This is a genomic window from Sphingobium algorifonticola (assembly GCF_004005485.1).
Classification (GTDB): Bacteria; Pseudomonadota; Alphaproteobacteria; order Sphingomonadales; family Sphingomonadaceae; genus Sphingobium; species Sphingobium algorifonticola.
In genome coordinates this window covers 305,458-318,572 of sequence record NZ_RZUL01000002.1, presented here as the reverse complement: position 1 = coordinate 318,572, position 13,115 = coordinate 305,458, and the positions used below count along the sequence as shown (strand labels likewise).

Below are 13,115 nucleotides of genomic sequence, written 5' to 3'. Positions count from 1 at the left end.
GTTGAAACGCATACAAAAAAGGGCCGGAGCAATGCTCCGGCCCTTTCCTTTTTCAGGCGTCAGGCTGCTGAGCTGCCTGCCCGATCAGAACTTCAGGCGTGCCGAGATCGTGTAGGAACGACCCAGAACGTCATAAGTGGTCGGGAAGGTGTTGCCGTTGTTGAAGGCCGTGCCACCCGCACCCGAACCGACGATCGGCGGCTGCTTGTCGAACAGGTTCGACACGAGCAGGTTCAGCTCAAGGTTGTCCGCAACATCGGCACCCAGCGCCAGATCGAAGTAGTTGTACGCCGGGATCGATTCATAGGCATCGAACACCGTTGCAGGGTTGGGACCACCCGTCTGCGGCGTCGTCAGCGGCGGACGCGGCGTCTGCGCGGCCGGTTCGATATCGACACCGCTGATGTGGCGCCACAGAACCGAAGCACGGACCGGGCCGTTGGAATAGGTGGTCCGCAGGTTCCACTTATATTCCGGACGCGGGTTGGTGCAGTTGGTGCTGTAATAGCCGGTGCAATCGCGGGTAATAGCGTTCGGCGTCGCCTGGAACGTGTAGTGATCCAGATAGGTGCCGTTGAAGCCAAACGACAGTGCGCCTTCGCCCACGGGGATGCGGTAGTTGATGCTCAGATCGACGCCCGACGTATCAATGATACCCAGGTTGGAGCTTGCCAGCACCACACCCAGCGTTTCGCCCGCACCATTGAGGCTGCCGTTGATCGGGTTACGACCGATCAGTGCGCAGAAGCTGTTGAACGTCAGCGTCGGGTTCAGCGAGGTCGAGTAGCAGCCATTCAGGATGTCGCCCTGCGCCGGGGTCGTGATAGCGTCGGTCACGCGGATGTCGAAGTAATCGACCGTGATCGACAGACCGGGCACGAAGCGCGGAGCAAACACAGCGCCCAAAGTGATCGTGCGCGCACGCTCCACATCGAGGTTGGGGTTACCGGACGTCGTGGCGTTGATCTGGTTCGCCGACGGGGACGGAATGCTGCCGATGCTGGCGGCGGGTGCGCCGGTGGCGACGCACAGCGCCGACAGAGCGGCATTACCGACGGGCAGTGTCGACTGGCAAGGGTCAACCGCAAGGCTGCTGAGACCCGTAACCGGCGACTGGAACAGTTCCTGGATGTTCGGCGAGCGAACGGCGCGCTGATACATGCCGCAGAACTTGAAGCCTTCCACAGGCTCCCAGCTACCACCGGCCTTCCACGTCGTGCTGGTGCCGGTCGTCGAGTAATCCGAATAACGGATACCTGCTTCCAGCGTCAGATTGTAGAAGAATGGCGTGTCAGTGATGAGCGGAACGATCAGTTCGCCGAAGGCTTCCTTCACGTTGTAAGTACCGAAATCCTGCGGCGTACGAGCACCCGTGCCGAGCACTTCGCTCTGGATGCGCGCAGACCCATCGGGGTTCGATTCCGCGGTCAGCTTGCGATATTCCGCACCGATCGAGAAGGCGATCGGTGAGTCCGTCAGCGGGCTGGTCGCGCCGAACAGGTCACCGTTGATCGAGCCGGTGACGACCGTCTGCTGCACCGTACGACGGATATAGCTGTCCAGATCGATAAAGCCGAGCATGCTTGGCGTGATGCTGCCGGCAGGGCCGAACAGGTTGATCGGAACGCAGCCGTTCGCCGTGTTGGAGCAGGTCGTCGTGTTGAACGAACGCAACGACTGCTGCACGCGGGAGTAGGAACCCCAGTTTTCGCGAGTCTGGTTCTGGTTAGTTTCGCCGAACTGGGCCGAAACATCGAAATTGATGCCTTCGGTCACCTTGCCGCGCAGGCCAGCCTGAATCTGGAACTGCGTGGTGTCAACGCTCTGGAAGCGCGGACCATATTCCACGAAACGCCGTGCCAGCGTGACGGGCACTTCGCGATAGTTCGGGTCCGTCGCGCTCGTCGCATTGTCTGCTGCGGTGCACTGCGCTGCCGAAAGGCTGATCGCCGAGCAAAGCTGATTACGCGCCGCATCGGGCAGATACGGGTTGCTGAGCGGCAGGAAATACGGGTTGGTGAACGTACCGGATGCCGCCGAAAGGATGGACACCTTGTTGCTGGTGAACATCGCGGTCGAGTACATCTCGATCGCGTCGCTGATTTCGTAACGCGCCGAACCGTAGATGTTGTAGCGTTCCAGCGGCGTCTGATAGAGGTTGTCAGGATTGAAGTTGTACAGATCCTGTGACGTAGCCGTCTGGAAGGCACCCGTGGTCGGGTTGATGACATAACCCAGGCCGTTGTTGGTCACGCCCGGCAAAACCGGACCGAGCAGGAATGCCGGAACTGCCGTCTGCGAACCCTGCGGCTGACCATCGACGGTGTTGAGCGCCGCGACGCCGAACGAACGGCTGTCCTGATTCAGCGGATCGGACTTGGTGTAGCCGAATGCCAGCACGGCATTGCCGCGACCATCGTCAAAGCTCGCGCCCGTAACAAGATCAGCCTGATAGGCGGCGGCATCGCCACGCTCGGTGATGCGATAGTTGGCCGAGAGGTCGATGCCGGTAAAGTCGCGCTTCGTGACGAAGTTCACGACGCCTGCAACGGCGTCTGCACCGTAAACCGACGATGCACCGCCGGTGACGACATCGACGCGGTCAACCAGGGCGATCGGAATGGTGTTGAGATCGGTGATGCCATCGAGGCCGAAGGGCACGATGCGGCGTCCGTCGAGCAGCACGAGGGTCCGGTTCGGACCGATGCCGCGCAAGTCGATGGACGAGCTGCCGTCGCTGCCGTTATTGACGCCCGGCCCGAGGTTGGGGCGAGCCGACGGAAGGTCGCGCAGCAGTTCTTCAGCGGTGGTCGGCGCACGGAGCGTGATTTCTTCACGACCCAGAACGCGAACGGGGCTCGAAACCTCAAGGTCGGGACGCGCGATGCGCGAACCGGTTACGACGATGGAACCTTCGTCTACGGAGGCTTCTTCCGTGCTCGCCTGTGCGGCGACATCCTGTGCCGTGGCGGGCACGGCGAAAAGCGCTGCACCCAGAATCACCGGTGCAACGCCGCTGCGCAGCAGCGCGATTTTCGATATGGTTTTCACTATCCAGTCCCTTGCTCTGGAGTTTCGACAGGTTTTGGCCTGCCTTGCTATGGCTTGCGTGCGAAAGGCGAAAAATGGCCCGACAGCGTTGCGCCTTTCGCACGGGCTGGCATTAGTCTGCGCGGGGGACCATCGGCTGTAAAGGCAACGTTCATCTAGACCGTGTCTTTTGATCGGCGTTGTAGCATATTTGCAACAGGCCAGGCGCGGCCCAGCCACAACCTATTGAGCAACATCATTTCCCCGTGTCGCTAAAGACACAAAGAAAGAGTCATGGATTTGTAATAGGCGTGGAACTTAATTGCTTGCTGCCGACATTATCTGCGGCGCGATGCAGGACTTGCGCGTCGCCTGGGGCCCCGGCATGGTGATCGCAACGGACAACAGACGACGGCGGCCATCGGTCGCGACGGGAGGAATCATGCAGCAGCCCGCATTCACCACGGCGGCGACCATAACATCGTCATACCGCCATCCGCTCACGCTGGCGATCGTCGCGGCGCTATGCATCGGCGGCGGTGCGATCACCGGCACAGCCATCGCCGCAGACAAGCCCAAGCCGCGCCCGGAAATCTTCACCAAGCTGCTCGATTGCCGTGCCCTGACAGACGCCACGGCGCGCCTGTCCTGCTATGATGCGCAGGTGGCGGCGCTCGATCGCGCGGCGCAGGACGATGAAGTCGTGCTGCTCGACAAGGCCGAAGTGCGCAAGACCCGCCGGTCGCTGTTCGGCTTTTCGCTGCCCCGCCTGCCCTTCCTGGGCAATGACGACGAAGCGGAGAACAGCAAGCCGGAATTTTCGGAAATCCAGTCCACGATCAAGGCGATGCGCGACCTGGGCTATGGCAAATACTGGTTCCGGCTGGAGGACGACGCCGAGTGGCAGACGACCGAGGCCGTGACATCCGTCTTTCCCAAGGTCGGCAGCCCCATCGTTATCAAGCGGGCGGCGCTGGGCAGTTACATGGGCAAGATCGGGCGCGGGCGCGCGGTGCGGATGAAGCGCGTCGGCTGACCGGCGGTCGCAGCGCCCTGCTCCTGCGGCCCGTCGCCTGGCGCGGCTTGTCGTCTAGCGTGGCATGGGGCCGGCGAGCGGCAGCGGATCGATCCGGGCATCGTTCCACTTCATGCCCCAGTGCAGATGCGGCCCGGTCGCGCGGCCGGTCGCGCCAACGGCCCCGATCACCTGCCCCTGCCGCACCTGTGTCCCTTCGGTCACATCGATGCGGGACAGATGCAGGAACGCGCTGTTGAGACCCGCGCCATGATCGATCATCAGCAGATGCCCTTCCAGTGTGAAGGGAGCCTGCGCGGCCAGGATCACGACGCCATCGGCGGGCGCACGGACGGGCGTGCCGGTGGCGGCGGCAATATCGACGCCGCCATGATAGGCCGCCGGTTCGCCGCGATAGACGCGCTGCGCCCCGAACAGCCCGGAGATACGTCCGCGCACTGGCCAGAGGAAGGACTGCCGCCAGCCCTGGCTGTCGCTGCGGATGGTGCGGGCGGCGGCGATCCGTTCCAGCTCCGGCGCGCGCAAGGCCAGGAACGCCGCAGTGCTGCGCGTGGGGCGCATCGGCGCGTCTATCCGCTCGATCCGCCAGACGCCCGGCGCGATGGTAAGCCTGTGCAGGATATCGCTGCCGTCCGCACGAGTCGCGCGCAGCGTGGCCTGAGGCGCAGCATCCCGATCGAAGGCGATCAGGAAGCGGCCGTCCGCCGCCAGCGGGACGGGCATGCCATCCAGGCTGAGCGCAACAGTTCGCGCAGGCGCGAGACCGGTCAGCACACCGCCCTGCACCGCCCGCCCCTGCAAGGCGAAATCGGCCCGTGCAACCGGCTGCCCATCCCGCTGTACGACCTCCGGCGGCAAGGGCCGCGGCGCTGTTTCCTGCGCATGGGCGGCGGCAACGAGGGCCATCGACACGGTCAGCCACAGGCCGGCCCGCGTGGCCTTCACACCGGCAGTCCGCGCTTTGCCCGGTCCGCCAGTTCCGCCTCCACCGACAGTGCGGCGCTGGCATAGGCCTCCTGTCGGGCGACGCTCCAGTAACGCAACTCCTCCAGCGGGATCGCCTGCCCGGAAACCGCGCAGGTGACATGATCGCCGGGGCTGAGGACGCGAAAGCTGTACGGCAGATAGTGCAGCCGCGCCGGGCGTTTGCCATGGGACATCAGCATAAGGGTCGCATCCGCGCGTGGCGGCCTTTCCGGTCAGGATGTGAACAGATCATGCTGGCTCGACGGGGGCACCCCGGTCTTGCGCGCAGGCCTTGGCGGATTATGCGATGGCGGCGCGGGCGGCGCAAGGGGGCCGGTCACGGCATCGACATCGCCGTCGCCAAAGCCCAGCGTGATGGTGCCCGCCGCGCGCGCATCCGCCGCGCTGGTGATGATCCGCCCGCCCGCCGTCACGAACGCAAAGCCGGGACGCGGCGGACGCTTCGGATCGAGCGACGCCGCCAGCCGCCACAGCCGGTCGAGCGCAGTCGTCGCGTCGGACAGGCGGCGGACAAGCAGGTCGGGACGCAGACGCAGCGCATCGAGCCGCTGCCGGTCGCGCGCGATCCGCTGGCCGAGCAGCGCGGGGCGCAACGCCCCCGCCCGTTCCGCCAGCCGCGCCCGCGCGCCGGTCACCCGGTGCAGCAGGCCGCGGCCCAGCCGCTCGCCCAGATCGTCGGCGCGCTGGCGCTGCGTTTCCAGCAGCGTGTCGGGCGCGGGCATCAGGCGCATCTGCATGTCCAGCCGTTCGCGGGCCTGCGCAGCTCCGCGCCGCACCGCCCGCTGCGCGCGCAGGCCCTGCTCGGTCAGCAGCGCCATTAGGTCCGCCCGCACCGGCACCGCCATTTCGGCGGCGGCGGTCGGCGTCGGCGCGCGAACATCGGCGGCGAAATCGCACAGCGTCGTGTCCGTCTCATGCCCGACCGCCGAGATGATCGGGATGGAACAGTCCGCCACCGCGCGCACCACCGCTTCCTCGTTAAACGCCCAGAGGTCTTCTATCGAGCCGCCGCCGCGCGCGACGATCACCAGGTCCGGGCGGGGCACCGGGCCATCGGCGGCCATGGCATCGAAGCCGCGCACCGCCGCCGCAATCTGCCCCGCCGCGCCGTCTCCCTGCACCAGCACCGGCCAGACGAGAACATGCGTGGGGCAGCGATCGGCGAGGCGATGCAATATGTCGCGGATCACCGCGCCGGTGGGCGAGGTGACGACGCCGATCACCTTCGGCAGGAACGGCAGAGGCACCTTGCGCTCCGCTGCGAACAGCCCTTCGGCGGCGAGCTTCTGCTTGCGCTTTTCGAGGAGCTGCATCAGCGCGCCTTCGCCGGCCAGCTCCATCCGCTCGATCACGATCTGATATTTCGACCGGCCGGGATAGGTGGTGAGCTTGCCGGTCGCGATCACTTCGATGCCATCGGCTGGCGCGAAGGCAAGCCGCCCGGCCCCGCCCTTCCACATCACGCCGTCTATCACCGCATTTTCGTCCTTCAGCGCCAGATAGACGTGGCCGGACGCCGCGCGCTTCAAACCGGAAATCTCGCCGCGCAGTTTCACTTGGCCAAAGCGATCCTCCACCGTGCGTTTCAGCCGGGCGGACAATTCGCTCACACTGAGCGGCGGCGCGTTGTCGCCCGGCGCATCCTCCGCTAACAGGCGGCCCGACGGATCATAGGCAGACTCAACTTCCGGGGACATGGTGGCGATGAACATCCTCTTGCTTGGCGGCGGCGGGCGCGAACATGCGCTGGCGTGGAAGCTGGCGCAATCGGCAAACTGCGACATGCTGTTCGCCGCGCCGGGCAATCCGGGCATAGCGCAGCATGCGACGCTGGTCGACCTCGACGCGACCGATCATGCCGCGGTCCTGTCCTTCTGCGCCGCCAACGCCATAGGCCTGGTCGTCATCGGGCCGGAAGCACCGCTGGTCGATGGCCTCGCCGACAGTCTGCGGGCGGCGGGCGTGCCGGTCTTCGGCCCGTCGAAACTGGGCGCGCAACTGGAAGGATCGAAGGGCTTTACCAAGGATCTGTGCGCCCGCGCCAATATCCCGACCGCAGGCTATGCGCGGGTGACGAACAAGGCGGACGCCCATGCCGCGCTCGCCCCCTTCGGCCTGCCGGTCGTCATCAAGGCGGACGGGCTAGCGGCGGGCAAGGGCGTCATCATCGCGATGACTCACGAAGAGGCACAGGCCGCGATCGAGGACATGTTTTCCGGCAGCTTCGGCGCGGCGGGCGCGGAAGTCGTGATCGAGGAATATATGACCGGCGAGGAAGCGAGCTTTTTCGCCTTGACCGACGGGACGACGATCCTCCCCTTCGGCTCCGCGCAGGACCACAAGCGCGTGGGCGACGGCGACACCGGCCCCAATACCGGCGGCATGGGCGCCTACAGCCCCGCCCGTGTGCTGACCCCGACACTGGAGGCGCGCGTGATCGAGGAGATCATAAAGCCGACGGTCGAAACGATGGCGGCGGAAGGGATGCCCTATAGCGGCGTGCTCTATGCCGGGCTGATGCTGACCCGCACCGGGCCGAAGCTGATCGAATATAACGCGCGCTTCGGCGACCCGGAATGCCAGGTGCTGATGATGCGATTGCAGGACAATCTCGTCACGCTGCTGCTGGCGGTGGCGCAGGGGACGCTGGCGGCGCATCCGCCGGTGACGCTCTCGCCCGATCCGGCGCTGACGATCGTGATGGCGGCGCAGGGCTATCCCGGCACGCCGAAGAAAGGCGGGACGATCGGCAACATCGCCGACGCCGAAGCCGACGGTGCCAAAGTGTTTCACGCAGGCACGGCGATGCGCAATGGAACGCTGATCTCGACGGGTGGCCGGGTGCTCAACGTGACGGCCAGCGGACCGACGGTGCGCGCGGCGCAGGCGAAGGCCTATAAGGCGCTTTCGGTCGTCGACTTTGCAGACGGCTTTGCCCGCAGCGACATCGGCTGGCGCGAAGTCGCGCGCGAGGACGCGGCCTGAAAAACAGGGCCTGAAAAGATACGAAACAGGAGAACAATATGACCGAGTTTCTGACCACCTATGGCCTGTGGCTGGTGATCGCTCTGCTGATCGTCATCGCCATCACCTATCTGATGTCGAGCAAGGCCTCGGCGGACAAGGCGCAGACCGAGGACGGTGCGGAGCCGTCGAAGGCTGTCGAACCGCAGGTGGAAAGCGCGCCGCCGCCGGTGGTAACGCCCACCCCCGTGCCGCCGGTCATCGATCCGATCCCCGCCGCCGCACCGCCTCCGTCCGTTCAGATCGATCCGACCCCGGCCCGTCCGGCGCCCGAGCCTGCACCGGCGCCCGCTGCATCGACGGACGGGGTCGACAATCTGCTGCAACTCAAGGGTGTCGGCCCGAAACTGGCCGCGCTGCTGACCGACCTTGGCGTTACCCGCTTCGCGCAGATCGCCGCATGGACCGATGCGGACCTCGCCGCGATCGACGCCAAACTGGGCAATTTCAAGGGGCGCCCGGTTCGCGACCAGTGGATCGACCAGGCGAAATATCTGGCGGCGGGCGATGTCGCCGGGTTCGAAGCGAAATACGGGAAGCTTTAACTACTCTCGTCAGCATGACGACCTTTGTGAGGCAGGCCTATCCCATCCCCAGCATCATGCCCGCCAGTGCCGCGCTCATCAGATTGGCGAGGCTGCCTGCGACCAGCGCCTTGATCCCCAGCTTCGCGATCATCGGGCGCTGGTTGGGGGCCAAGTTACCTGTGACTGCCATCTGGATCGCGATCGAGCTGAAATTGGCGAAACCGCATAACGCAAAGGTGACGATCGCGACGGTCGCGGGCGACAGCGTGCCCTGCACCGTGCCGAGCTGGATATAGGCGACGAACTCGTTCAGCACGACTTTCGTGCCGAACAGGCCGCCAGCCACCTGCGCCTCCGTCCATGGAATGTTGAGCAGATACATGATCGGCGAGAAGAGATAGCCCAATATCTGCTGGAAGCTGAGCGCCGGATAGCCGAACCATGCGCCGACCCCGCCGAGCAGGCCGTTGGCCAGCGCCACCAGCGCCACGAACGCCAGCACCATCGCGCCGACGGCTACCGCCAGCTTCACGCCGGTCTGCGCCCCCTGTGCCGCAGCCTGGATGATGTTCGCCGCGCGCTCCTCGTCATGGCTCCCTTCTGGCAGGATGACGGGATCGACCTGCGGATCGTCGGGATTGTCCGGCATCATGATCTTCGCCATCAATATGCCGCCGGGCGCCGCCATGAAGCTGGCCGCGAGCAGATAGTCGATCTTGATCCCCATCGAGGCGTAGGCAGCGAGGATCGTTCCCGCGACCCCCGCCATGCCCGACGTCATCACCGTGAAAAGCTGCGCCGGGGTAAGCCCCGCCAGATAGGGGCGGATGACGAGCGGGCTTTCGCTCTGCCCCACGAAGATATTGGCGGCCGCGCACAGGGATTCGACCTTGGACACGCCGATCACCCACTGAATCGCGCCGCCGACCCAGCGGACCACCAGTTGCATCACGCCGATATAATAGAGGATCGAGACGAGGCTGGCGAAGAAGATGATGACCGGCAGCGCAGCGATGGCGAAGCTCGCGCCGCCGATTTCGGGCTTCGCGAGCGGGCCGAAGATAAAGTCCGTGCCCGCCTGCGCATAGCCCAGCAGATTGGCGACGCCGCGCGACATGCCTGCAATGACGGCCTTGCCCGCAGGTACGTAAAGCACCAGCACGGCGATCCCCGCCTGCAATGCGAAGGCCGCGCCGACGATGCGCAGACGGATCGCGCGGCGGTTGGACGACAGGCCAAAGGCAATGGCAAGAATAAGCGCGATGCCAGCGAGGCCGATCAGAAATCTGGTCATGGATGCTTTCGGATGCGACGGAACGGAACAGCGCCGGTGCCCCCGGCAGTACGCGTTTTATACAGGGCGACGCCGATTGGGCTAGTGCCCAAAGATTGAGCCCTTCCCCCCTTCAGGGGAGGGGTCGGGGTGGGGGATGTCCGCGGCACCAATTGGCTTCGCCAGCAATTGCTGTGCCATCGCACCCACCCCCGGCCCCTCCCTTTCAAGGGAGGGGAGTTTTAGAGGGTGTCACTCCCCTGAAGGAGAAGGGCTTAGTTGCACCCCCGCCCTTCCCCTTTCCGCAAAAGCCGATATGAAACGGGGATGTCCGCTCCCGTTTCCGCAGCCGCTGCTACTGTGCCGCGCTCGCTTTTCGTCTTTTCCGTGCTGTATGGCGGCATGACCTGCATCGCGGGTGTGCTGGGAAACAAGCAGGCCAGCGTGGGGCCGCTGTCCGTCGAATCGGGTATCTTCGCCTTCCTGCTGCTGGTCGTCATCTCCAGCGCGATGGCGGAACTGCATGGCCGCGCTATTGCCAACCGGCTGGTACGGTTCGGCTTCATTCCGCTAATCTTCGCGATCGTGCTGTTCGAGCTGGTGCTGGCTCTGCCTGCCGCGCCCAGCATGGAAGCCGCGCGGCTGGAAGGGTTCCAGCTGGTACTCAGCCAGTCGCCGCGCCTGATGCTGGCGGGGATTGCCGCTTATGGCGTGTCGCAGACGCTCAATGTCACGATTTTCGACGCGCTGCGGCGCGGCGAAGGCGGCTTGCTCTGGCTGCGCGGCGCGATTGCCGGGGTGCTGAGCCAGGCAGTCGATACGCTGATCTTCATCAGCCTGGCCTTCTGGGGCGTCTTTCCCATCGGTGAACTGATGCTGGGCCAGATGATTGCGAAGGTCACGCTGTCTGCGCTGCTGGTGCCGCCGCTTATCTATCTGTGTGTCTGGATCGGACGGCGGCTGGACGGCCGCCCGAACACCATGCACTGAACGGCCCCCGGCGAAGGAACCGGTCTTGCCGCCTTTCCCGGCCCGCCGGATGCATCAGGATCGCGATCGTCGGACAGCGAGGCCTCGTTAACCCTCGTCAGACCAGAGGACCGTCAACACGAAGCAATCCGAAATCTGGAGCTCCGCCCGCATTCCAAAGCAATAACGCGAATCCGTCGCGCCCGCCGGATAGCTAGGGCGTGCCGATCATATGCGACACCGGAATGCCGGACCGGCAAGCACGCTGCCCGGATGCACTCAATCATCGAAATCCTCGACGGCAAGACGTGTGCCGCGCAGAAACGCGTCGGCGACCAGCCGCAGCGGCGCGGTATCGACTTCGCTCCGCCCGGTGTGGATCAGCGTGGCGAAACGCGCGTAGAGGCCGGGATATTCACGATCCTCGGCATGGTCGGTGCCGCTGGGCAAGGTCAGCACCGCCCCGCCATTGGCCAGCCGCAGCGTCCCTGCGTCGGTATCGACGACGATATCCCAGCTTTGCGGGCCGGTCTGCCGCCAGTCGAGGTCCATCGTAATCGGCGCGCCGCGCGAATCGCGAAACAGGATATCGGCCGCAATCGGCGCGGCGCGATTGCCCGGCAGGGCGAGCGTTGCCGATTCGAGGAAAAAGGGACGGGGCAGAATCCATGTGGCAATCGACAACGCATTGATACCGGGGTCGAACACGCCGAGGCCGCCGGGCTCCCATATCCAGGCCTGTCCCGGATGCCACACCCGCACATCTTCGCGCCAGACGATCGTGACACGATCGACGCGCCGGTCGGACAGCCAGGCGCGTGCCGGGGCAACCCCGGCCGCAAAGCGCGAATGCCAGGCCGCGAACAGGCTTGCGCCCGTCTTTTGCGCCTGATCCTCCAGCACGGCGACTTCCGACAAGGTTGCGCCGGGTGGCTTTTCCAGGAACACATGCATGCCCCGCGCCAGCGCCTGCGATGCGAGCGCATAACGCACTTGCGGCGGTGTGCAGAGCGCGACGGCGTCAACGGCCGGTCCGTCCGCCAGCAGAGCATCGAGCGAGGCGTGATGGGGGACCCCGGTGATGCCCGCGTCATCGGGGCTGACGGTCGCCGCAAGCCCGAACGCGACATTGCCCGAAATCGCGGGCAAATGCTGATCGCGCGCGATCTTGCCCATGCCGACGACCGCAATACGGATCGGGTCCATCAAAGCACCTGCACCTGAACCGTCTCGGACGCGGCGCGTGCAAGCGGGTTTCGCAACGGGAGCGTGAACGGCGCAGCTTCGATTTCGAACATATCGCCTTCGCGCGTCTTCACGCCATCGGAGAAGGAGAGCGTCGCGGTGCCGAAGAAATGGACATGCACGTCGCCCGGACGACGGAACAGCGGATATTTGAAATGATGCGCCTCCAGATTGGCGAAGCTGTGCGACATGTTCGCCTCGCCGGACAGGAACGGCTTTTCCCAGAGCGTGGCCCCGTCGCGCAGGATGCGGCTTGTGCCTTCGACATGTTCCGGCACGGCACCCACCAGCAACTCCGGGCCGAGCGACGCCTGGCGCAGTTTGGAATGCGCCAGCCACAGATAATTGTGCCGCTCCGTGACGTGATCGCTGAACTCATTGGCGACGCAGAGGCCAAGGCGGAACGGAGTGCCATCCGGCCCGATCAGATAGATGCCGGCAAGCTCCGGCTCCTCGCCGCCATCCTGCGCGAAGGCGGGCATGCTGAGCGGCGCGCCCGGCGCTACGAGGGCGGTGCCATCGCCCTTATAGAACCATTCGGGCTGCTGCCCGGTCTCGCCCGCAGCGGGCTTCCCGCCGACGACGCCTTCCAGGAACATCCGCATCGAATCGGTTTGCCCCGCCCCTGACGACGCCGTGCCGGATTGGGCGGCGGCAGCGGCGGCACGATGCATCTGGTCGCGACCCTCCGCCGAGCCGAGATGGGTGAGACCCGTGCCACTCATGACCAGATGGGCCGGGTCTTCATGATCGATCGGCGCGATCAGGCGATTAGCCGCCAGTTCGGCCGCGATGTCCACTGCCGGACCGGGTGCCGTCGCGGCAACCACGTCAGTGAGGGTAATCCCTTCGGCGATCGCGCGGGCCGCGAGCGCACGCACGGTTGTTGCGCCCGCCAGAAACCAGGCACCGGCCTTAGTGGCGGCGATCACCGATCGCCTACCATCTTCGGAACGGTGCTGAAGCAGGCGCAAGGTCATGCTCTTCTCCCAGATCGGTGCCGCCGTTACGGTCACCTTGTACC

Annotated in this window: 11 protein-coding genes; 4 read left to right on the top strand and 7 right to left on the bottom strand. The window is 65.3% G+C overall.

What is annotated here, in order from left to right; translation table 11 throughout:
• Window positions 1-84: 84 nt before the first annotated feature.
• Window positions 85-3,051: a TonB-dependent receptor plug domain-containing protein gene (locus tag ENE74_RS06580; protein ID WP_241241865.1), complete on the bottom strand. Its 2,967-nt coding sequence runs from the start codon at window positions 3,049-3,051 to the stop codon at window positions 85-87.
• A gap of 421 nt (window positions 3,052-3,472) precedes the next feature.
• Between ENE74_RS06580 and ENE74_RS06575 the strand changes: the two genes are divergently transcribed.
• Window positions 3,473-4,066 carry a hypothetical protein gene (locus ENE74_RS06575; protein ID WP_241241864.1) on the top strand — a complete coding sequence of 198 codons (594 nt, stop codon included), beginning with the start codon at window positions 3,473-3,475 and terminating at the stop codon, window positions 4,064-4,066.
• 54 nt (window positions 4,067-4,120) lie between these two features.
• On the opposite strand, the gene ENE74_RS06570 is transcribed toward ENE74_RS06575, so the two are convergent.
• Genes ENE74_RS06570 through xseA form a run of 3 tightly spaced genes read right to left on the bottom strand, consistent with a single transcriptional unit; the run spans window position 4,121 to window position 6,750 of the window.
• Window positions 4,121-4,972, bottom strand: coding sequence for a M23 family metallopeptidase (locus tag ENE74_RS06570; protein WP_127690576.1), 852 nt, complete (start codon window positions 4,970-4,972; stop codon window positions 4,121-4,123).
• A 35-nt stretch (window positions 4,973-5,007) separates the two neighbouring features.
• Window positions 5,008-5,232: a DUF2093 domain-containing protein gene (locus ENE74_RS06565; RefSeq protein ID WP_127690051.1), complete on the bottom strand. Its 225-nt coding sequence runs from the start codon at window positions 5,230-5,232 to the stop codon at window positions 5,008-5,010.
• A gap of 33 nt (window positions 5,233-5,265) precedes the next feature.
• Window positions 5,266-6,750, bottom strand: a complete 1,485-nt coding sequence (gene xseA / locus ENE74_RS06560; protein ID WP_127690575.1) for an exodeoxyribonuclease VII large subunit — start codon at window positions 6,748-6,750, stop codon at window positions 5,266-5,268.
• A 7-nt stretch (window positions 6,751-6,757) separates the two neighbouring features.
• Here xseA and purD point away from each other — a divergent pair, with 7 nt between their 5' ends.
• On the top strand, window positions 6,758-8,038 hold the full coding sequence (purD, locus tag ENE74_RS06555) for a phosphoribosylamine--glycine ligase (protein WP_127690049.1): 1,281 nt from the start codon (window positions 6,758-6,760) through the stop codon (window positions 8,036-8,038).
• 38 nt (window positions 8,039-8,076) lie between these two features.
• Window positions 8,077-8,622: a hypothetical protein gene (locus tag ENE74_RS06550; RefSeq protein WP_127690047.1), complete on the top strand. Its 546-nt coding sequence runs from the start codon at window positions 8,077-8,079 to the stop codon at window positions 8,620-8,622.
• Window positions 8,623-8,659: 37 nt separating this feature from the next.
• Here ENE74_RS06550 and ENE74_RS06545 read toward each other — a convergent pair whose 3' ends face one another.
• A complete protein-coding gene (locus tag ENE74_RS06545) occupies window positions 8,660-9,898 on the bottom strand; it encodes a NupC/NupG family nucleoside CNT transporter (protein WP_127690045.1) in 1,239 nt (412 codons plus the stop codon).
• A 306-nt stretch (window positions 9,899-10,204) separates the two neighbouring features.
• Here ENE74_RS06545 and ENE74_RS06540 point away from each other — a divergent pair, with 306 nt between their 5' ends.
• Complete coding sequence (locus ENE74_RS06540) at window positions 10,205-10,867, top strand: queuosine precursor transporter (RefSeq protein ID WP_127690043.1); 663 nt, start codon at window positions 10,205-10,207, stop codon at window positions 10,865-10,867.
• 258 nt (window positions 10,868-11,125) lie between these two features.
• Here the strand turns inward: ENE74_RS06540 and ENE74_RS06535 are convergent, their stop codons facing one another.
• Entirely contained in the window at window positions 11,126-12,052 is a 927-nt protein-coding gene (locus ENE74_RS06535; protein WP_127690041.1) for a Gfo/Idh/MocA family protein, read from the bottom strand.
• Window positions 12,052-13,071: an AraD1 family protein gene (gene araD1 / locus ENE74_RS06530; protein ID WP_127690039.1), complete on the bottom strand. Its 1,020-nt coding sequence runs from the start codon at window positions 13,069-13,071 to the stop codon at window positions 12,052-12,054. The genes ENE74_RS06535 and araD1 overlap by 1 nt, the downstream gene beginning before the upstream one ends.
• Between the last annotated feature and the right edge of the window lie 44 nt (window positions 13,072-13,115).